The sequence below is a fragment of the Neobacillus kokaensis genome (assembly GCF_014656545.1).
GTDB classification, from domain to species: Bacteria; Bacillota; Bacilli; order Bacillales; family Cytobacillaceae; genus Neobacillus; species Neobacillus kokaensis.
In genome coordinates this window covers 42,263-65,422 of sequence record NZ_BNDS01000025.1, presented here as the reverse complement: position 1 = coordinate 65,422, position 23,160 = coordinate 42,263, and the positions used below count along the sequence as shown (strand labels likewise).

15 protein-coding genes and 1 pseudogene are annotated in these 23,160 nt (G+C 36.6%); 2 read left to right on the top strand and 14 right to left on the bottom strand.

The annotated features are described in order from the left end of the window. Positions 1-30: 30 nt before the first annotated feature. From IE222_RS20920 to IE222_RS20870, 10 genes and pseudogenes are all read right to left on the bottom strand, one after another. Entirely contained in the window at positions 31-1,077 is a 1,047-nt protein-coding gene (locus tag IE222_RS20920; protein WP_191276214.1) for an aldo/keto reductase, read from the bottom strand. Beyond that, complete coding sequence (locus tag IE222_RS20915; RefSeq protein ID WP_191276213.1) at positions 1,077-1,421, bottom strand: TIGR04076 family protein; 345 nt, start codon at positions 1,419-1,421, stop codon at positions 1,077-1,079. The genes IE222_RS20920 and IE222_RS20915 overlap by 1 nt, the downstream gene beginning before the upstream one ends. A gap of 893 nt (positions 1,422-2,314) precedes the next feature. Next, positions 2,315-3,586 (bottom strand): RidA family protein, encoded by a 1,272-nt coding sequence (locus IE222_RS20905; RefSeq protein WP_191276211.1) that lies wholly within the window; start codon positions 3,584-3,586, stop codon positions 2,315-2,317. Between the two features lie 693 nt (positions 3,587-4,279). Beyond that, positions 4,280-6,556, bottom strand: coding sequence for an ATP-binding cassette domain-containing protein (locus IE222_RS20900; RefSeq protein WP_191276210.1), 2,277 nt, complete (start codon positions 6,554-6,556; stop codon positions 4,280-4,282). Between the two features lie 338 nt (positions 6,557-6,894). Next, positions 6,895-7,428 (bottom strand): annotated as a pseudogene (locus IE222_RS20895) (helix-turn-helix domain-containing protein); the annotation flags it as partial. Positions 7,429-7,794: 366 nt separating this feature from the next. After that, on the bottom strand, positions 7,795-8,658 hold the full coding sequence (locus tag IE222_RS20890; protein WP_191276209.1) for an AraC family transcriptional regulator: 864 nt from the start codon (positions 8,656-8,658) through the stop codon (positions 7,795-7,797). A gap of 464 nt (positions 8,659-9,122) precedes the next feature. Next, positions 9,123-10,220, bottom strand: coding sequence for a mandelate racemase/muconate lactonizing enzyme family protein (locus tag IE222_RS20885; protein ID WP_191276207.1), 1,098 nt, complete (start codon positions 10,218-10,220; stop codon positions 9,123-9,125). A 403-nt stretch (positions 10,221-10,623) separates the two neighbouring features. Then, positions 10,624-12,195 (bottom strand): HEAT repeat domain-containing protein, encoded by a 1,572-nt coding sequence (locus IE222_RS20880; protein ID WP_223282832.1) that lies wholly within the window; start codon positions 12,193-12,195, stop codon positions 10,624-10,626. Between the two features lie 775 nt (positions 12,196-12,970). Beyond that, entirely contained in the window at positions 12,971-13,813 is an 843-nt protein-coding gene (locus IE222_RS20875) for a P-loop NTPase family protein (RefSeq protein WP_191276203.1), read from the bottom strand. A 239-nt stretch (positions 13,814-14,052) separates the two neighbouring features. Then, on the bottom strand, positions 14,053-15,321 hold the full coding sequence (locus tag IE222_RS20870; protein WP_191276201.1) for a mechanosensitive ion channel family protein: 1,269 nt from the start codon (positions 15,319-15,321) through the stop codon (positions 14,053-14,055). Between the two features lie 506 nt (positions 15,322-15,827). Between IE222_RS20870 and IE222_RS20865 the strand changes: the two genes are divergently transcribed. Then, a complete protein-coding gene (locus tag IE222_RS20865; RefSeq protein ID WP_191276199.1) occupies positions 15,828-16,670 on the top strand; it encodes a helix-turn-helix domain-containing protein in 843 nt (280 codons plus the stop codon). A gap of 2 nt (positions 16,671-16,672) precedes the next feature. Here the strand turns inward: IE222_RS20865 and IE222_RS20860 are convergent, their stop codons facing one another. Beyond that, positions 16,673-18,088, bottom strand: coding sequence for a HEAT repeat domain-containing protein (locus tag IE222_RS20860; RefSeq protein ID WP_191276197.1), 1,416 nt, complete (start codon positions 18,086-18,088; stop codon positions 16,673-16,675). A 245-nt stretch (positions 18,089-18,333) separates the two neighbouring features. Here IE222_RS20860 and IE222_RS20855 point away from each other — a divergent pair, with 245 nt between their 5' ends. Then, a complete protein-coding gene (locus IE222_RS20855) occupies positions 18,334-18,561 on the top strand; it encodes a hypothetical protein (RefSeq protein ID WP_191276195.1) in 228 nt (75 codons plus the stop codon). Between the two features lie 291 nt (positions 18,562-18,852). On the opposite strand, the gene IE222_RS20850 is transcribed toward IE222_RS20855, so the two are convergent. The 3 genes from IE222_RS20850 to IE222_RS20840 all read right to left on the bottom strand — a co-directional run bounded on the left by IE222_RS20850 (position 18,853) and on the right by IE222_RS20840 (position 23,123). Next, positions 18,853-20,805 (bottom strand): DUF2135 domain-containing protein, encoded by a 1,953-nt coding sequence (locus IE222_RS20850; RefSeq protein WP_191276193.1) that lies wholly within the window; start codon positions 20,803-20,805, stop codon positions 18,853-18,855. A gap of 595 nt (positions 20,806-21,400) precedes the next feature. Next, positions 21,401-22,066, bottom strand: a complete 666-nt coding sequence (locus IE222_RS20845; protein ID WP_191276191.1) for a hypothetical protein — start codon at positions 22,064-22,066, stop codon at positions 21,401-21,403. Continuing rightward, positions 22,056-23,123: a DUF262 domain-containing protein gene (locus tag IE222_RS20840; protein ID WP_191276189.1), complete on the bottom strand. Its 1,068-nt coding sequence runs from the start codon at positions 23,121-23,123 to the stop codon at positions 22,056-22,058. The genes IE222_RS20845 and IE222_RS20840 overlap by 11 nt, the downstream gene beginning before the upstream one ends. Between the last annotated feature and the right edge of the window lie 37 nt (positions 23,124-23,160).

The window sequence follows — 23,160 nt, the reverse complement described above, 5'->3', positions numbered from 1 at the left end:
CTCTATTCTAGACTAAACATACACTCTCACTTACTCTTCATTTAAATTCATCTTCATAATATCGCGATACTTTGAACCAACAGTACGCTCTAACTCAAAAGGTTCACCGTCTAATATTGGATAGTGGTCTAAGAATTGTTTGATCTCTTTGATATCGGATTGGTCGAGTTCGAAAGTAAATATTTGCGCATTTGATTCCACATGTCTGCTATTTCTAACTCCAATAATAGATGCCCCGACTCCTTGTTGACTTAATATATATTTTGTAGCAATCTGAGAAGCCTTCACAGAATACTTTTTAGCGATTCTTTGCAGCATTAACAATAATTCTTGATAGCCATTCGAACCCAAGGTATCCTCAATCACTTGGGAATATTTAACATGCGAGCGTGTTTCAGGTTGAATAGATGGTTGGCCAATCCATTTTTCCGCTAATAAACCGCCTGATAATGTACCGTAGCACAGCAGGAAAATTCCTTTGCTTTTACAATAATCTATTAATTCTTTTTCAGGACGTCGATCAAAAACCGAGTATTGATTTTGACACGACACAATAGGTATACCCGCCTCAACGAGCTCACTCAAATGCTTTGTATCAAAGTTGGTAACGGCGATATTACGGATTTTTCCTTTTTCTTTAAGTTTCAACAGATCCCCCGCTGTCTCCACATAGCCAGGCACATCGTAATTCCACCAATGAAACTGCACCAGATCCAATACCTCTCGTTTTTGGCGCTTGAGGCTTCTGTCAATTATTTTTTCTGTGTAGTTATAGTCGACCTCACTAAGCAAATTGATATCCGGCACATACTTGGTATGAATTTGAATATCATGCGGTGAAAGGGTGCTCCCAGCTTTTAGTTCCGTTAAAAATTCACCGAGGAATTCTTCAGTACCCGTATAGATATCTGCACAGTCAAATGTCGTAAATCCTCGTTCAACAAGCATATGGAAGGCTTTCATCACATCTTGCATATCTAATTCTGATTGTAAGCTATGGCCTTCCGAAAGCTGCCAACAGCCGTTGATCACTCTGCTGATTGTATAATCCTTTGCTAATTCGAATCGTTCTGCCATTATTGTTTATCTCCTTTATGTATAGGTTCTATTGTGCATTCAGCATGACTAAATTCTTGAGTTTCAATACGAGTTATTTTAAACCTGGCACCACAGTTTGGATCTGGACAGGCAATTAGACTATCAGACAACATCCAGTCATTAGCGTGTAATGGCCGCTGCTTTGCAGGCAGTAATGGCAAAATAGCACTTAAAGCATACATGGAAAATGAATTAGTTTCCGGGAAGATTAGGTCTTCCCCAATAACTAAGAAATAGGCACCTTCCTTATGCCTGCATACCATTGGTTTATCTGTAGCTACAACCTCTACTTTTAAGTTATATAGCGTAAATTTGTCATCCATGAACATACTCCTTTCAACACTTGCAGTTGTTTAGGCTCATAAATAAATAAAAAAACACCTGTCCTTAAATAATAATTCAAGGACAAGTGTTTAACTTGCGGTACCACCTTGTTTGATATGTATCATACATACCCTCTCTTTAGGGTGCTTGCACACCCTTAGCCCTGTAACGCTGGCTTTGCGTCTAAGCTACTAAAATAAAATCTTTCACTTCGCCCTCTGAGGCCCACTTGCTGTTACTGCATCTGTCCGGCTTACACCACCCCGGATTCGCTGTGAGACCGTTTAACAGTTTAACTCCCTCGTCTATGGTTTATAGAAATGTTAGCATCCTAGTTTTCTATTGTCAATTATAATTTTAATATTAAGACAACTCAACTTTATTGTCTAAAATGACATGATTGGATATAAAAATTTAACCCTCAGAAATACTCTAAGGGGTCTACTTGTTTAGATTTTTATCCGTTTTTCGGAACAAATCTGCATCGGTAATGTATTCCGCACGTTGAGTAGAAAATCAACAATCAAGTTTAACGCAGCCAATATTTAAAGAACGGAAAAAATGGCCGTTTTTCCGTATTTTTTTATATTTTTTCGGGAGTTAAAGTAAAGTTTTCCCCAATAGAGGGTCTAGTATAAACTACACCAGTTTCAGCTGTTGAAATTTCAATTGACAATCTATTTGCAATTTCCCGGAAACTAAAAAGCATCAAGACCTCTGCCATAATCGGCAAAAATCTCGATGCTTTTTCATCTGCGCTGTTAAAAAACGGAAGCTGTCTCAATTTTCATTTGAGACAGCCCTTTTTTATGAATAGTATATGTGATTTCGCATTCACCATTGGCATTAACAAGTAACTTTGATAGTTCCTGTATTTACCGACAAATGCCAGTTATGCTTTTGGAGGTGTTCCTTCAGCGTTTGCTACAACTGCATCAATTTGGATTAAAGCATCTTGAGCCAAAGCTGATACGCCAACTGTTCTTCGTGCAGGAACACCGCCTGGGAAGAATGTTTTGTAAGCTTCGTCTACAGCATCAATATCTGCAATATTTTTAAGGAAGATATTTACTTTAACTACATCATCCATAACGTGGTCGATACTTTCTACAATTGCCTTGATATTTTTCAAGCACTGTTCAGCCTGCTCTTTTACACCACCAGCTACCAATTCGCCAGTTTTTGGATCCAAAGGCAATTGAGCTGAAAGGTGGTTGTAATGAGAGAACGCTACAGTTTGTGTAGATAGTGAACACTTTGGTGCATTGTCAGTATTGTTCGCCCATATAACGATTCCATGTCTGTCTTCAACAGCTTGTGGAGGTGTACCATCTCCGTGTGACACCACTGCTTCGATTTGTACCAAAGCATCCTTAGGTAGAGCTGAAGCAGCAACTATTGTCCGTGCAGGGACATAGGCTGCGGCTCTGGCGATAGCCGTGTCTGGGAAGAATGTTTTATAAACTTCATTTACAGCTTCAGTATCCGAGAGATTTTTAAGGAAGATAGTAATTTTAACAATATCATCAAAAGGAACATCGATACTTTCTAAAATTGCCTTGATATTTTTTAGGCACTGTCCAGCCTGCTCTTTTACACCTCCAGCTACCAATCGGCCAGTTTTTGGATCGATTGGCAATTGAGCTGAAAGATTATTGTAATGAGAGAAAGCTACAGTTTGTGTAGATAGAGAACATGTTGGTGCATTTGCCGTGTTATTTGTAAGCTTAATGAGGTCACCTGCTTGTGGTGCGTTTGGAATTGTACCTTCACCGTGTGTAACAAGTGCTTCAACTTGCACCAAAGCATCCATTGGCAAAGCTGCAACTGCAACTGTTGTCCGTGAAGGAACATAGGTTGGGAAGAACGTTTTATAAACTTCATCTACAGCGTCAACATCTTTGATATCCTTAATGAATACAGTAATTCTGACGACATCGCTCATAACATGATCGATGCTTTCTACAATTGCCTTGATATTTTTAAAGCACTGTTCAGCCTGCTCTTTTATACCACCAGCTACCAATTTACCAGTTTTCGGTTCGATAGGTAATTGTGCTGAAAGATTATTGTAATGAGAGAAAGCTACAGTTTGTGAATATAAACCGTTACCGTTTGGAGCATTTTCCGTATTTCTTGCTGATACTGCGTTATAGCCGCTCATAATAGTATTCCCCTTTTAGGTAAATTTTTTAATAGATATATGTAACAACTCATGTTTCGCACCGAAAAAACCGGTCTAAAGTCCATAAAACCCTCTATCCTGTCTACTATATTGTCTGATTCCTTGATGATTTCCTCCTCTTAAAGCGATTCGTGTTTTATCTGATTGATTCCCATCTTAATTAATGGAACAAAAATAAAATAATTTGTCATGATTACCCCCCATCCAATTTTATCTTGTCCACGTCCAAAAGAAAAAACACCCATTTTTTCTTTTGGACGTAATATTTTTAAAGGGATAAGGGTTGGATTTTATTTAAAGTCTTAATACCTCCTTTTGGTACATTACTACCGTTTCAAGAAAATAGGCAGTTCTACAATCTATAGCACCGACCCCCTCAGATATTTGGACTAAGCAAAAGTAACGCCTAAGGTTAGTTACCTTCTTTTTGTGTATAAAACAATCAATTGTTATCCCACCTGCAATTTAAAATTTGTTCCGAAAACAAAAATGGGTAGAAAACTCGAAAAGACAGAAATAGAAGGACAAAACAAAAATTTTTATAAAAAAACAGTTCTAGCCAAAAAATTAAATTGACAAGAACTAGTTTATTTTTGATTATATAATTAACTTTCCAAACTACTTCTACATGTGTGGAGTGTATGTGGCAACAAAAGAGGTGCTGGTGAATATTTACGCATGTTTCCTAACTCCATCCTTTAGCCATTTCGCTGTCAAGGTTTCTGCATTTATCATCTCATCCGGTGTGCCTTCGAATATAATTTGTCCTCCTTGTTTTCCTCCCCCTGGCCCTAATTCGATTACCCAGTCACTCGCCGCTATAAAGTTTAAATTGTGTTCAATTATGATGACAGAATTACCTCTGTTTACAAGATTTTGAAATACGTCTAAGAGCTTTTCATTATCTTCCGTATGCAGTCCTAAGGATGGCTCGTCTAATAGGTAAATTTGCCCTTCTTTTTGTAAGTGGCTTGCGAGCTTTAGACGTTGGACTTCTCCTCCGCTTAGAGAACTTGTCGTCTGTCCTAAGGTAAGATAGCCTAATCCTACGTCTTTTAGCGTATTCACCCTTTTAATGATCTTTGGTATTTTGAAATAGTTAATTGCCTCGTCTATAGTTAAATCTAAAATCTCTACTATATTTTTATCTTGATATCGATAGGAAAGTGCTTCGTCTGAATATCTCGTACCACCACATGCTTCGCAAGGAATCGTCACTGGATCTGCAAATGCTACTTCCGGCGTTAGGACGCCTTTTCCTTTGCAGACAGGACAGGCTCCTAAGGAGTTAAAGCTGAACCAGCCTGCGGGTTGTCCTGTTTCTTTTGAAAATATTGCGCGAATATCATCCATTATTCCCATATATGTAGCTAGGGTCGAACGGTTGGAGATTCCTATGCCGGCTTGTCCTACCATTATGGTTTCTGGAAATCTATCTGTGAATGCTTCCAGTATTAAGGAGCTTTTACCTGAACCTGATACTCCACATATAGAGACTAAGACATTTTTAGGAATATTTACGCTGATACTTTTTAAATTATTGTTACTTGCTCTGTTTATTGTAAAATAACTTTTACTATCCCTTGGATTTTTATTTATTTTTAGCTTGCGGTTTAGGGCGGCGGCAGTGGGAGAGTTTTTTAGTCCTCCTAACTTTCCTTGATAGATCACTTCTCCTCCATTTACACCTGCTCCTGGTCCCATTTCAATTATTTCATCCGCTGCTTTTATTACAGATAGATTGTGTTCGATTACGATGACAGTATTATGCTGGGCTTTTATCCTTTTTAGCATAATAATTAACATATCCACTTCTTCCGGATGGAGCCCTGCACTTGGTTCGTCGAAAATATATGTAATATTGTTTAGGCTGCTCCCTAAATGACGAGCGATTTTCACCCTTTGAGCTTCGCCGCCGGACAGGGTGCCCATTTTTCTTGATAGACTCAAATAACCTAGTCCCATGTCGACTAGCTGTTTTACATGCGGGATTGCTTGTTGTGCTATAGATTCTCCCATCGGATCTTTTATGTTCTTTAGTTCTTCTAGTATTTCTGGGAGCTCTAATTGATCGTATTCTGCGATATTTAAGCCATTTATCCTGCATTCTAATACCTTTGGATTTAGCCCTGAACCTTGGCAGGTAGGGCATAATGAATGTGTTGACACGGCTAAGACATCGTCCTGGGATACTTGCCTTAGTTTTGAAATGTCTCTATTTATATAAAGGCGTGTAAATCTAGGCAATAACCCATCCCACTCTGCGTTGTGTGGTCCATTTTTGGTATTAAACGGCGCATAGGCTCTTTCACCTTCTCGCGGACCATACAATAATAATTGGAGGTCTTCTTCAGAATAGTCCTTTAAGGGTTTATCTGGATCGAATAATCCACAGGTCATCATCCAATTACCTTGCCAGCCGGCAGGTGATAATGGCTTAAATCTCACCGCATACTCTCGCAGTGACTTATCGTAATCGATCATCTTATTTAGATCTGGCGTAATGACCTCCCCATATCCGCCACATTCTGGACATCTGCCAAAAGAACTTTGACTTGAAAAATCGGTGGCAGAGCCTATTGATGGCTTTCCTATTCTTGAGAACAAAAGTCTAATCAATGGATTTATATCCATATAGGTGCCTACTGTTGAGCGGGCATTGCCCCCTATAGGCCTTTGTTCCACTACTACAACCGGGCTTAGATTTTGCATCAGATCGGCGTGGGGCCGCTCATACCTTGGCATTTGATTTCTGACATAGAGAGGATAGTTCATCGTCATTTGTCTTCTACTTTCTGTCGCTAATGTATCAAAAACGACTGAGCTCTTTCCTGAGCCTGAAAGTCCAGTAAATACGATGATTTTTTCTTTTGGTATGTTTAAATCTACATTTTTTAAATTATTTTCCTTAAGCCCTCTTAAAATAATTTCATCTTTTATTTCTGACATTTTTGCATCCTTTCTGATTTTTATCTACTAAGAAAGTGACTAATTTATAATCCACTTATAACTTTTTTGTATTGTACTAATAAAACGAAATCACAATAACCAGAATTATTGTAGTAAAAATAATCCTTAATTTTTTCTTGTTCAATATACTCTCCCCAAAAAACTCTGTCGTTGCCAAACTAAACTGTTCCTTTCATCTTCACTATCTTCATACTGATATTAACATAAATATCCAGGTTTTTTACGGTAGTTTTTCCATGATCTAGACCCAAAATAAAAAAGAGCGCTTTTCCTTGTTTGCAGGAAAGCGCCCGTTTGTTGAAGATAGATAATATACTTTAATTTAAATGTGACATATATTCAAATGCTGTTGTTCCATATACACTTTTAAAGTGTTTATTTAAATGGATTAAATCAATAGATATCCCCATTTTTTTCATTAACTGCTTTGCACGTTCTATCTTGCAATTAAGAAAGTATTGGTATGGTGTAATTTCAGTTTGGGCCTTTAACAACCTGATAAACTGAAATTTAGATAAATCAAGCTCTTTGCATATCTCGTCAAGCTTAAGTACATTTTCTAAGTTGGCATGAAGAATATCCTTTGCATTTCTAACTAGAGCTTTATCTTTCTTATACTCTGTAGAAAGATTCGTTTGAATAAGGCTATCTGTGAGGGATATTAGTTATTCATTACACAAAGCCTCATCTTTTTCGCTTAATATTGCATTAGAAAGACTTAATATTCTTTGTTCAAGTCTATAATCATACACAATAGGGGTTGAGAAACGTACTAAGTCTTTTTTCTGGGTAACCTCTAATAGTAATTGTGGCTCAATATATAACATTACATAATCAAGGCCTGCGTTATCAGTGTACTGCTCCATGATGAGTCACACCAAGGATAATATCTGACTGCAAGCAAGAATCATTTTCTTTAACTCTTCGACATGCCAATCATTTGCGGCCTTACCAATTGACCAATCCCAATTTCATCTTCGTAAGAAAAGGCAAACCATAGATAAACAGTTTATCTTAGTTAGTCAATTATTTGTACACCTGTGGTGAAAATACTCTCTATACTTATCAATCCTTCTGTTGGTGTCTTTGCTCTTAAATTTTTGCCTTCTCTTTGCGAATGTAATATATCTATTGGAAACTCAGAATGATGCCAATCAATTATTCTTTATTTTAAGATCTGAGGTATTAAATGGATGAAACAAATTATTATCGTTCCTTTATTGTTCTGCCTCTCTGAATTCTCGAGGCGTTTGACCGGTTAATTTACGAAACAATCTTGAAAAATAATGAACTGATGAAAAGTGGTTTTTTTCCGCAATTTCCGTAATGCTCAAATTGGTAAATCTCAAATCGTCCTTCGCTCGTCGGATCCGGAAGTGGTTAATATATTGCTGAGGAGAAAATCCAGTTGCTTTTTTAAACAGTTCAAAAAAATGCCCCCTGCTAATCCGAAGCTCTTTATAGTAGATTTCTAACGATTCCAGGCAACCATGCATTAGATCTTGCTCCATCTGTGCAAGAAGCTTGTTTATACGCGGGTCTGGAATATTCTCTTCATTCAAAACATGGTTTAAAAAATACTCAATAAATTGTTGAAAATGATTTTGAATTTTAAGGCTCCTTATATACGTTCGTTCATTTGTATATTCATTAGATGTATAAAAGAGCTCGAACAATTCAATCCATAAACGAAGTGTCTCCACTTTAGAATGTTCTGGGATCGGATATGGAAACGCAGGACCAATTAAGGATGGGCGGAGCTGCGTAAAATCATAACAAATGGAACTAGGCCATTCGAACACAGTCTTGCGATTTATGTATGACCAATCAAAATAGCAACAAACGTGTACCATTGGATTTTTTTCGTCTGCAATCCATTCATGTTGCTGCCCAGCCGGAATATAAACAAGGGATCCTGGAGCAGTTTCATATGTCCGCCCTAATGTATGTAAAGTTCCCTTTCCTTCACTAATCAAATAAAGCGAACTGGTATAACAGATTCTTAAGTTACTAGTCTGCCCTTTGGAAAAATGGTATTGGGTTGCATAATAAACATAAGGATGAAAATCGGCGAGATCCATGGTGTTCACCCCAAACCTTAGTATTTAATTAGCTAATGATTGTATCAGATTCAGACCATTCCGTAAAATATCAGGGTGTGGAATTTGCTAAAATATTCATCTTTAATCAAATCGGAAAATGCCGAAATCGCTAACTAAGACTCAAGTCTTCTGAAAGGTCTGATATAAGGCATACTAAGTGAGATTAAACTCCGTCCTCAAATCCTACATATTTCGTTCTTGCCTTCATGAAATTGGTTAGCTATATTAGGACATGATAACAAAAAGTGGATGTCATCTTTTCCCACACTTCCTCGCAAAAATGTAATTCTCTCGCGTCACACCCCTGTCTGATTAACTCCTTGGCTCTTTTCACAACTGGACCATACATTTTTAAATTAGTACTTTCAAGTTAACCAGCTTGCTATAAATATAAACATAATTCTACTAATCCATCAGGAATTGTATTTATAAACTTATTGACCTTACTTCACACGATATTTCTTAAAGTATCCGGGTAATATATCCGTCGATGCACCTGGCATTTCAGGGAGGACGTAATAACCATTGTCTACTTGAATCGGTTCCACAAAGATGTGACGGATCCAAGGAATATATTCAAGCATAGTTGCATTTTGTGTAGAAGCTACAAGATGTTGATGAATTTGCCCCATATCACCGACATGTGGGCACACTGGTAGATCATACGCAGCAGCAAGTCCAGCGACTTGTAACCATTCAGTGATACCTGCGACACGCGTTACATCTACTTGAACGTATTCGACTGCTCCTTGATGGATATAATCACGAAAAGCGTATTTTGTGTACACATGTTCGCCCAATGCGATTGGAACATTTAACTCATTAGCGAGCTTTTTATGATTCAGGATATCATCTGGATTTAAAGGTTCTTCCAGCCAAAATAAATCAAACTCTTCCAGTTTTTTCCCCCAAGTCATAGCTGTGTTTATGCTCCACATTTGGTTAACATCTATCATAAGGGTGATATCATCACCGATCGCTTTTCTTACCGCTTTAACCCTGTCATAATCTTCTTTAGGATTAGGCTTACCTACTTTCATTTTCACACCGCTAAATCCTTGCTCTACAATTTCGGTTACATCTTTTAGTAACCTATCTTTAGACCAGTTAAGCCATCCGCCGTTCGTGTTGTATGCTTTAATTTTTTTCGGCTTATGCCCTCCTAAATATTTCCACAGAGGTTGCTTGGCAACCTTCGCCATAATATCCCACAACGCAATATCTACTGCTGCTAACGCCATATGCGTAACACCGGCACGACCAATCCAATGCATTTTGCCAAATCGAAGCTCGTCCCAAATTTCCTTAACCATAAAAGGATCTTTTCCAATTAAAACTTCTCGATAGTACTGATCGATCGTTTTTGCTATCATTTCATCGCCAAACGCAGTTGTGCCTGTGTAACCACAACCGATTATACCTTCATCTGTAAAAATCCTTACACCTGCAAGTCCCCAATGTGTGGCTACATTTATGGCATCTGTAATCGGCGGAGTGATAGGAACATGTAATACGAAACTTTCAACATCTATGATTTTCATAAACTATTCTCCTTTTTATCTTTGGTAGCCAAGGGAGGCTCCTCCTTCCAAAGCAACCCCAACCTATTTTTAGAATATTACAATAATTCATATTGTGAGATATGTATGATTAACAAATAGATACCTACAAAACTATACTAGTAGTTTCAAAAAACAAACGGGTTCTTTGTACGATTTGATACAGATGTGTTTACATTGCATGAGGAGCCCTTTAGCCATCTCTATGTTGTAGATGGCTAAGGATTTCCAAATGCGCTCTTCATCATAATCCTCTAAAAAGTCGTGTTAAAAATATACTCAATTTTCTCGATGCACATAATTACCATCTGTTTCAATGTGCTGTTACCATAATAATGTCAGTATTTAATTTGAACTTAATCGAAGATTTGCTAGTAAACAACGATTAGAATGTGCTGTATTTATGCGTATCCGGACACCATCTGGAAGAACGGCCAAAACGGATCAACGCGTCAATTGCTTCTTCTGTACGAACATGGGACAGAGCTTCAGCAGCATACGCGCGTAAATAACGGTCCTTGCTATTCAACGCCTTCTTTAAGGCATCTACTACGATATCCGCGTCGCCTTCCTTCCCTGCACGTAACAAAGAAAGGGCTGCGGTATAGCCATTTTTGTTTATAATATATGTTTGATTTTGGACATATAAATCGCCCGATTTTGCAGAATCTGCTGATTCCTCGAGTAATGACTCTTTCAAAGCCTTCACCAACGCAGGTACTATCTGATCAGCAGGGTGCACAATCATCCCAAGAGCTTCAATACTATTACGGCGCACCCATTGACTTTGATCTTGTAAAGACATAATTAGAGCTGGAACTGCTTCACTTGCAGTTGAGCCGAGCATACCGAGAACAAAAGCGGCTAAAGCTCTTCTATTCTCTTCTTTATGACCAAGTGTACCGATAAGGCCAGGAATTGCTATGCTACCTGATCCTTGTAAGCCGTATGCAGCACGTTTAGCAATCAGATTAGATCCATGCTGTAATTGCTCAAGCAACGTGCGTGTACCCGCTAAACCCATATGACCTAGAGCATATGCAGCATTTAAAGCCACAGCTTCCACTGGATCGCTAAGCAAACGTCCAAGCTCCGAAACGTATGAAGCTGCCGCTTCCCCTATCAAACCAAGTTGATCAGCTGCCCGTCCCCGCACGGAAGCATCCATTGCATTTAAATCGGCTTTAAGCTGTGATAAATCGTAATCATCGATCGTCTTTGCCGCTACGCTTCTTGCTGGTTCGTGCCTAAGCCAATCCCACACATCTTGCCAAAGGTTTAGATGTATTGCGGGTGTCCCTTCAGGTAATACCATCTCTTTATTTTTGTGATTCCAACTCGGGTATTCTGGTTCTTTAAGTCTTGCGAATTGAAACTTTAACATGTAACGATCTAAATTGGACACATTAAGTGATGCTTTATGCCAAAGATCAAAATGTACCATAACCATCGTACCTGCTTTTCCAGTCGGAAGGAGTGTCTCTCCTTTATCTCCGAGAAACTTTTCGTAATATTGGGAGCCAGGCATAATAGCGGTTGGCCCTAAATCTTCGGTAATATCTTGCGTATAATAAAAAATCATCGCCCACCATGGTCGGTGACTCCGCATGGAAGACCAATATCCGTCTTTATGCCATTCTCCACCACCAGGAGCCTGATTACCCGGCTGATTATAATGACAATGCCGATGAGGGTGCATGTAGTAATCCGGTCCGAGCACGCTTGTTAACGCACCTTTTACAATCGGTGTTTCAAAAAATTCAGCGATGTCAGGAACCCGAGGTAAAATATTATTTCCTGGGTTCCCCTCCTCATGCATTACGTAATAAATTTTGTCCATAACATCCTTATGAAGCTGCGGCGGCAGGTCGTTCTGAAGCACAAGATATCCTTTCGTAATGAACTCAACAATTTGTTCATCCGTCAACAAATGGTTAGATATCGACAATGAATACACTCTCCCTTTAATAAATTTTAGTGATTGAATATGATTAATACTTTAGCAAATACCGCAGACTGTGTATTTACAAATTAGTCTGAATTTTGCACAATTGTCAGGTTAATTTCAATTGAGAATGGCGTTGGGTTGATATCTACTATGGCAAAGTTGACTGTTTATGGTACAAATGATTCCGTTTCATATCGAAGTCTTTACCGCGAATATTCGCGGTAAAGGCTTCTTAATTCTTAAACCACCTGCTAAAGCAGGTTGAGTTAGAACCGCATTTGTTCAGAAAACCAAACCCCAGTCAAGGTTGTTCTTGTAAGAAATCGTCCTAAAAAGTGGGAAGGGTTAACTATCCTTTGTAAAGCTACTCTTATCTCAGATTACTAGTGTTGCAATAATTATTCCTACTAATTCCATCATTAAAGAAAGACATAAAAAAATCCTATATAATAGATGGATAGGTGGTTGCTTGTCCAATCTAATATATAGGAAATCGGGTTAGATTCTATCAGTATGATTTTTTCTGTTGGTATGTTTAAATCTACATTTTTTAAATTACTTTAAGATTATTTCTGACATTTTTGCATCCTTTCTGATTTTATCTACTAAGAAGGCGCCTTCAACATTTTAGACACCGGCAATTAGTCGTAGATTTGCTGACTCTTGCTTCTTTCAGTTCGCTACAAGTCTAGCCAACCATTACAAAGCGGCATTCCACCGTTCGAGTCCTACTATGTTTAGAACTGGCCTTTTAAAATTGCTTCCATCAGCTTAAAAGCATTGATTAAAACTTCAATTTTTCTATTATTCTTTGTCTATGTCTATTCAGGTCAAACTCTGAATTATCCACTTTGAACTTTTCCATGTTTAATGCATCAAATATTTTAGACTCCAATTGGCTTCTTGCTTCAAGAACAGCGAATGTCCCCTCAATCCCTTCGGCGTCGTGCTGTTTTCCATATCCTTGGTTATTGTAATAATCCATGAAACCAGTTGACCACTCTTTTGGCCTTTCTTGGACAGCTTTCATAAACGACTTTCGGAAATCCTTCTGTTCCACATAAATAAGAATCGGTTTTAACGGTTCTATAATGTCTGCCAATTTAGTGACATATCTCATAACAATATCATCATGCACACCATATTTAACCATTCCGATTGTGACAGGGTTTTGGATGAAGCAGCATTCAAATATGTATGTATCCTCGCTATTCATTGCTTGCTCACAAAACTTTTTCCATCTCTCTATGATTAATTCAATATGTTTTTTTAAAGGAATCTCATAAATATCGTGTTCGTACAATTTTTGCTGAAGTGCTTCAGGCAATGTGCCTTCACCCAATTCTTGTTTTAGCCTATACTGAGAAAGCACAAATCCATCGCTTTGTGCTGCTGCGTGCTTTATTAACAGGCTTCGAAAATCTGCATACTGTTCTGTTAAAATACCGAATTCCTCTGCAGAAAAATAGGACACTGCCTCATAATCTGCAGGGTGATCCATGCTGCCCTCAAGAAACAATCGGGTCTTTATATGCATTTCATTAAGTATGTCCTGCGTTAACTGGGCCGTCGTCGATTTTCCAGACCCAGGCAATCCTTCTACTATAATTAATTTAGTTTTTGCCATTCCTATATCCCCTTGCTTGTTTATTTTGTTAATTGGAAGGAAACATTCTCAATTTCTATCTTTTTACCGATCAGGTCATAAGGGTTGGTTGTTTTGTAAATAAATGAACCGTTCAGAAAATTAAGGTATTCTATACTGCTATGATCATCTCTCGGCTCTTTTTCAAAAGCAAAAGTATTTTTTAAAAAAACCGACTGTGTTATTTAAAACAGTCGGTTTTGTTTCGGTGATTAATTATATTAATAGCTTCTTTCGCCAAACAAGGCTTTGCTGCTCGATTCTTCTACCATGTTTCTTAAATCAGCCCCAGATGGATTCTGGAATACTCTAAGTCCAAACTCTGGTGCAACTGCAAACAGATGATCAAAGATATCAGATTGCACAGTTTCATACGCAGCCCACTGTACGGAATTTGTAAATGCATAAATTTCTAGAGGCAGCCCGTATTCACTATGTGCCAGCTGTCTAACCATTAAGGTCATATTCTGATTGATTCCATCGTGATTCTTGAGGTAATTGCTGATATACGCCCTAAAAACACCGATATTGGTAAGGGCCCTACCATTCACAGGATTGTTCCGATCGATTCCATTTTTGGCATTATACTCAGTAATTTCCTTTTCCTTTTGAATAATGTAGTCTGAAAGATAATGAACTTTTATAAATTTCTCGATCATTTCCTCGGTGCAAAACGTGATACTACTGGTATCTATATACAAAGAGCGCTTGATTCGTCGGCCGCCTGAGCTTTGCATCCCTCTCCAGTTGATAAAAGAATCGGAAATAAGGGCATAACTTGGCAGCATCGTAATCGTTTTGTCAAAGTTTTGAACTTTGACGGTATTTAACGAAATATCAATAACGTCACCATTTGCTCCGAATTTCGGCATTTCAATCCAATCACCAACCCGAACCATATCATTGGCCGTCAGCTGAATTCCTGCCACTAGTCCTAATAACGAATCCTTAAATACTAACATAAAAACAGCCGAAAGAGCACCAATCCCACTTAATAGAATAAGAGGACTCTCCCCTATAAGGTTCGATATTACTAAGATGAACCCTAGAGTCATAATAATAATGTTAACTACCTGAATATATCCTTTAATAGGCTTAACCTTGGATATGTCAAAGGTTTGATAAATATCATTAAATGCATTTAGTAAGCTTTGAATAAACACTAACGCTACAATAATGATATAGGTAATGGCCATTTTCTCGATGGTTGATTGATAGGTCGGAAAGGTGGAAGAAAACGAATAAATAATGATTGCAGGAACAATATGGGATAACTTTCGAAAAACCTGTCTATCCAATATGATCTTACCCCACTCCACTTTGGAGTTCGTAACAATACGAGTGATGATCCTGATCACAATTTTCTTTGTAATAAAATTTGCTGCGAAACAGATAAGCCCTATTAGCAGAATCTTGATTATAATCGAAAGATATTCTACTAATCTAGGATCTAATTCCATATTTAGAAGTAGATTATTAATGAATTGCATCTAATTCTCCTCCGTCTTAATTTGCATCATAAGCAACTTTACGGGTAAGTATCTAAACTGTCAATTCCTACTTTATCAATAATGAAAAAATGGTGCCTTAGCCCCTGAGTTGTAACGCTTCAGTTTACTGGGGCAGTCAAATCGAAGTGTGCCAATAATAAATTGTTTAGTTATTCAGGCACCAAAAAATATTGTTAAGCAGCATGTCGAAAAAATTTTTTCACCGCCCGCCAACGTGTCAAACCGTTGATAAATCAATATTTATAGAGGAAGGAAAGTTAACAAGAAGAGAAGTATTTTTTTATTAACGACAGATTCTTTGAATATAAGTAATGATAATGTATATTAATTTAAATAGGAAATTGTTATTTTGCTATCCGGATCCTTCTATGAAGAGGATTTTAATTCAACTATTTGAAAAAAGTCGATGTTTATTGTCGTATCTAGTTCATTATTCGGTTTTTTCTTTTTATGTAAAAATAATAGAAAGAGAGTGGTAGAATCAGATGGAGAATCAGGCAGGGGCATTTTTGGGAAAAAATCTTGCAAATGTACAATTAGATGTATCCATTGCGGCTTATACAAAAGTCCCAAAATCTTGGCGTGATGAAAATTTCACAACTGCTTTTAATAAGTTTTATTATATTATGGAAGGTGAAGGTTACGTCAAAGTGAATAACGAGACGTTCTATCCTAAAGCTGGTGAGCTTTATTTACTGCCTTCAGGCTCAGTTCAATCTTATGGAACGATAAATGACAATACATTCGGAAAATATTGGTGCCATTTCACAGCTAAAATCGGTGGTTTTCATTTGTTTCAACTAATGAAGACGCCTGTTTTTATTCGGCCGGACGAATTTGGACTAGAAGAAAAATTCCAGCAGCTTATTACGAATATGCATAGCGATCGCCTTTCTAGCACCTTCCGTGTGCATGCAATCCTGCTCGAAATCATTGCCGTATTCATTGAGAATAGTCAAACCATTCATTTTAAAATGAATGCATCCCCTTCATTTGATAAAATGGATGCCATTTTAACCTATATCGAAGAGCATTTGGATGGAAATTTGTCTGTAGAAGCTCTTGCACAAATAGCTAATTTCCATCCAAATTATTTTATTTCCGTTTTTAAAAAATTCACTTGCTCCTCACCGATTCAATACATAAACCGCCGAAAAATTGAAAAAGCAAAAGAGTTACTTGCCGTTAGTGAACAAACTGTCTCGTCAATTTCTGATTCAGTAGGCATGGAGCTTTCCTATTTTTCTAGAGTCTTTAAAGAACTTACAGGACTTTCTCCAACTTCATATCGTGATTTATCATTAAAATCACGGAACAATCCGAAGTAGGTTTACGGATAAAACTGATTTGCAGGTGTCGTTGTCGGGCACCATCTTGAATTAAACAAGAACGTTATTATTGCTTTGTTTGCTCTTTCTGTTCCAATATAACGAAGAGCTTCTGCTGCATGAGCACGCACATATCGGTTTTCATCCTGCAAGGCAATTTCCAATTGAGGAACGGCCGAGTCTGCTGCTGCACCGATTCTGGATAACGAAAGGCCTGCCATAAAACGAACTTGTGCATCCTCATCCTGTAAGCACCGGATCAATCCTTCGACAGCTTCCTTAGCGGGACTCCCGATCATTCCAAGTGCTTCTGCAATCGATCTGCGGACAATTACTGAAGCATTTTCTAGTAATCCATTTAAAATAGGAACAGCTTCAGCAGCCAGATGTCTATGTTCACTAAGAGCAAAAATAGCACGCACCACTGTCGAGGTTCTGCTATGATCCAATGCTTGAATTAAACCTGGAATTGCCTCTTTCCCTGCAATCGATAACCCATAAGCAGCAAGCCGCGACACATGACTATTTTCATGATGCAGCGCTGATAGTAGGGTTTGGACACCATCTTTTCCACAGCAAGCAAGCTCATAAGCAGCATTCAATGCTATTGGTTCATATTCATTCTCTAGCGCACGCAGCTTATTTTCGAGATTATTTGACGAGCATGTTGCAGTCGTTGCCATGCTGCCAATTTCCCCTGATAACCAGTTCCATGTTTCTTCCCACATCACGTCATGCTGAGCAAATAACGTGCTTGTCGATTCAGGAAGCCGCCATGCACTTTCAACATTGTTCCAGCTTGGCTTATCCGGAGCTTTTGTACGCATAAACTCAAACTTAAGCATAAATCGCGGGTTTCCAAGTGTATTTGGGGTGGCACGATGCCATATATCATAGTGAATTAACGCAAAAGTACCTGCTTCTCCACATGCTAATACTTCTTGATCCAATTCATTAGACTCAAAGACGCGGGAGTCGTAATTTTGTGTACCAGGCAGGATTCCAGTAGGACCCAATTCCACTGGGGTATCCTGTGGAAAATACATAATCATTGCCCACCACGGATGATGGTTCCGCATGCGGTTATAGCCCCAATAGCTGTCCTTATGCCAAGCCCCTGGCACTGATGATGCATTATAATGACCATGTCGATGTGCATGGAGCATATAATCAGATCCCAGGACACTTGTCAGTGCTCCCGTAATAACAGGATGTTCAAATACTCTTTGGAGCTCTGTTACTCTTGGTAATAAATTATTTCCAGGATTACCCTCTTCCTCGTAAACTTTCAATAGCTGTTCATTTAACCTTCCATGGAATTCCTTAGAAAAATCAGTTTTCAAAACGAGAAATCCATCTGTAATAAACCTTCTCATTTGCTCATCTGTTAATAAAAGCGGATTGTTTTCTCCAGCCATCCCTAATTACCTCCCTTTATCATTCATTGAAGCTCACGATTATTATAAAAGAAGCAAAATTGGAAAAACATAGAGAAAACTCATTTACATTTGCACAAAACTAAGGTGTTTTTTTGGCAATTAGGGGGTATTTTCTTTTTCAACAGACAGACTGGCCATTATATAAGATCATGGAAAAAAATGAGGTTCGATTGAACCTCATTCCATGTTTACATGCTATATAAGCTAAAACCTAACAGTTAAAATTGCCCCTTATAACAAAAAATGATGAAATAGCAATCAATGAAGTTAAGCAGCAGTTAGATACCTATATAGATTTTAATGAACTAACTTCCGGAATACTTCACCGCTTTATTGGGAAAATTGAAATAAAAGCAGATGGCCGCCCGAGAATGTTCTACCGATTCTCGAGCCATCTGCTTTATTTAATCAATTTTATCAACGCACAGCACTCAACGTGGCTTGGATGGTGATGGCAGATAAATATTGATGTAGTAGTGTTTACCTTATACGTTTTTAATTAATAATCACATTAACATGTGAAAGGCAATATTACAACATGCCGCCCGTAAGATGAGAGTGTGTAATATCTTTAACGATAGGCGGGAAAAGTGCGGTATATCAGGGTTTTGCTGAATCTGAGGTGTAACATCTTTAACGGGAATTTATCGTTTTTTTGATTGCGTTAGCAAAATGTTAGATTCTACTCTTACGACCTTTAAGTTCAACCTAGAGAGAAAATATGTATCCTTTTCATTGAATATTCAAATTAAGGATATATCATGCCCAATCTTATTATGAATAATAATTTCCCTATCAATTGTCGAAGCCTCTAATACAGTCCACCATCTTCCTTGGCCATTTGTTGGACAATTAAATAAAAATGTTTTATCATCTATTTCGATTTCAATTTTTGCATTACTAGTAGAAAGCGGTTGTTCGTTTGAAAAATTGTGTATTGCGATAAGATATTTGCCCGGTAATAACTTTTGTATTTTCACAACTTCTGGGCCAAATCCATTTATCACATCTTTATCTAGTTTCATAAAGGGCTTAATAGACAGATTTCCCATATTTTCATGGTTAACTTTAACTTGATAGTTACTATTATTGGATTCTTTTAAGAAAACATGGAGATCTAGATCACTGGGTGACTTATCCCAGATTAATTTAATATTTACATTTTCACTTGTAAAAATATCCTTTGTATCTTGATCATCAGTATTTATGGTAAAATCAATAGCCTTATATACTAATTCCTTAAATTCCTTTATAGATTGTTCATTTCCGGGCCTCATATTTCCAATTATATGGGTTCTAGCTCGAAGCGTAGGTTCTATTTCATCTAGAATTTTATTATTAGTAGGTCCATAATTAACTAAAATTATTTCAGCATTTGGCCTTCCGTTAGCATAATCAATTAATGCATTATTAAAATTCCTCTTTGATGGTCTTCTATATTGTTTACACTCAACTACTAATAATGTGGATTCCACTAAGTTTGTTAAAGGTGGAATAATTATTGAATAATCTGGCTGAATCCCACTTTTCCTACCTTTACCGATTGGATTTTCAAGAGAAGACCTGAGTTCAGACCATATGTGTAGCTCAGGAGTAGTTTTCGTTGTTGCTAAATGTGAGCCAGAAAAAGAAAAATGCAACCTCCCATTAGTTGTATGGAATTTTAACCTTTTATTAATCAAAGCTGCTGAAATCCGCGTTAAAACCCAAGTAGCATAAAAATCATACCTTTTTTTCCAAATAGGTAATTTAAGAAAATCTAGTAATTCCTCTATCATAGCTGAACTTTCAGTATTATTTCTTGGAATTGAGGATAAATATAACTCTAACTGATTACATAAGTTACGAACTAGATTCACATTCTCTGTTTCCAAGTTATTATTAATTCGATATATTAAAATAAGATATTCCTTCAAAAAGTATCCAGCCCAATAATCAACTTCCGCCAACGCATAGTCTGGTATTTTATCATTTCCTTTTTCTTTAGATTCTGTTAAAAATGAATAAAGTTTTGAATGAGATACGCCTAATAACGACATATTATACATCACATCATTAAAAATCACTTGTATATTGTTTAATAAATCGTTTAATTTTTGATTTTTTGTTTTAGGTAATATCAGACTACTATTATTTGGCCAATTGGAAAAATACAATTCTAACCATTCTCTTGTTTCTTTTGTTTGGAACCTATCATCATCACGGTCTATATTTGAATTTATCTTATAGCTTTGGTTAAAATCATTGAAAATACTACTTAATCGATACAAATCTTCTGATTTAATTTTATACAGGTTAATCTTTGTTCTAATAGTCTTCCATTTTTTTATCCATGCTTGAAATTGTCTTAGATCAAATTCTAAGGAATCCACTTCATTTTGAAAATCGAATTTAATTAAAACAGAATCATTAGTTTCTTTAATACTATTACTTTCAAATAATTTAAGTAAATCATTAAACATTTGCGAAAAAGGATTAAGAGCAGTAAAGAAAGCCTGTAAAAATATTTCAATACTAGTACTTTTATTTTGTAGTTGTTTTTCAATACTATTCCTTGGTGAAAATCCTAATATATCTCGCAGATCATTTACAATCCCTTTATCGTAATATTTTATATCTAGTCCTCCATTCGTTTGCAGGAACTTCCAAACATCAACTGAATTATTTAAGATATCAGATTCTACTATTTTAGACATGATTTCCTCGCTTTTTTTAGTTTCTTCAACACTGTTAAACGAAATTTTTTCAAATAATTATATATAAAGAAATTATTAATAATTTTTAAAACTAACAATAAAGGTTTGCTTTTAGGAAATATATCCGTAGAGCCCTATCCTGTATTTGCTCATTGAATTTTGGGACATTTCGACTACATCATCGTTAACCACTTTTAATTTGGCAATTGGAACGTCCGGAATGTCTTGCCACGGAGCCTCCAGAGACATGATTTAGCTCAAAATGCGACCATTAGGATGTTTCGAGTAGCAAACAAAGTTTGCCGTGCCTCTCACTCCATATCAAGACAGTATTCTGACTGAAATTAAAATGACTTACGTTTTCATGAGCGAAGTGGTTCATTGTTATGTAAACAAAAACAATTCCATCTAAATTTAATCCTTATTAGAAAGTATACGTATATTTTTATAATTATTTTTTAACCCCATCATATATAATAAAGCCGTGTTAACGGCATATTTTAGGAAAACTACTCTTATGCCTACGATTTAGAGACTATCATTTCTAGATAAAGTTGAGCATGTACTCAAGTATACTTAGAGTATCTTACTAATTTTAATTGCTGTCCCCCATAAAGCATTTTGCCTGAGCTACCATCACCTCTATAAAATAAGAATAATTACTAATTGTGGCTGTTCTGTTCTTTCTTGCGGACAAGAAATCGGCAGCATTCATAAATTCACTATTAGGTGGAAGTACCTTTTTCATGTAAGCGATTTTTGACTCTGGACTTTCATGAGCTATATAATTTCTTAAAGTTTGCATTTTTATTAATGTATCTTTATCCGTAGATTCAAAGAACAGTGTAAAAGGATTGTTTTCCTCAAAAATTTGCTTAACTATGTCCTCAACTCTCTTACTTACATCTATGTATTTTTTATCTGTAATGGTTTTCCTTAAATGATCATGATCTGAAAAAAGCAGTCGTCTATTCGGCTGGTATCCAAGGCTGCTTCTTTCACCAATTGCATACATTACGACACAATTTAATAGTAAACGCTCAAATTTAACAAAGATTTTAAAAAAAGCTACATCAATTAAATCATTATTAACAGCAATCAAACTTTCCCATTTACCGATTTCTTCAAAAAGGTCATTTAATTCTTGTGGATGAGCTGTTGTGTTGGTTTCCAAAGCCCTTTCCTCAATACCATCTGGCTGTGGGCCTGTATGTTCTTCTACATCTACAATCAGTTCTTCTCTTTCAGCATTAATTGCCATATTGTCTAATCACTCTTTCAACAAACTGACTAAAAATTCGTACACGTTCTTTTCTTTCATTTTCATTTGTTGTCCTACTACTATGTAAATGTAAAAATTGATTCATTTCTTCACTTCGTAAATCTTCATCTAATGACAGTTGGGATTCAAGCTCAACCAACACTTTATCCAACATAAAGCCATTATATTGATTTGGGATAGAATATTGAGTGTTACGTAATTTCCCTTTTAAAAGTAGTTGATAAGCAAATAATGTATAAAAATAATTTTTCTTATTTATATATCTGAAATTAATTTGAGTTTTATCAAACAAAGTTTTAATATCTCTCATAACTTCTTTAAATAAGGCCTCACTTTCTTCACTGTCATACATTCCATTATCAAATTTCTTATAGTACATATCTATCTTTGCTGGTGTATCCTGCACAATCCCTTCTCTTAAAAGTATTAGTAGACTTGAAATATATTCTGCATCCACCATTCTAATGAAATCTGAATCTTTAAATATGCTAAATTCTGCAAAGAAATTTCTCCATTCACTAGCTAATTTATATACAAGAACTTTGAAATCTCCCCAGTACTTAGCATTTCTTAATTCTTGTTTATTTAATGTATTGCTATTTGTGTTTACTCGCATAAACATGTCATAAACAACGCTATCATCAGACGTTTTAATTAACTCTACTGGAATTTGATAATCTAAAAACTGCATTTGCATATCTTCATCCAAATCGCGATAATACATTCCAGCCAATTCAGAATTGTGAGCTTTCATTATAGGAAACTCATTTTTTTCAAATTTAACTATAGTTCGAAGCCTCTGCTGTCCATCAATGACTTCTCGATACGTTTTTCTTATTTTCGTATCAATTGTCTGCCTTAGAAAGACCTGTGGTATCGGTAATCCTCTTAGTATAGTGTCAATTAGATAAGATTCTGCCTTGGAATTCCACACATTATTTCTTTGATATTTTGGAGACAATTGAAGCTCTTTACTCTCGTTCCAATTTAAAAAATCATTAATACTATAAACTTTAGTCTCTTTTAGATTACTCACTTTGATTTCTCCTCATTCATTTAAGTCTCTTCACCAT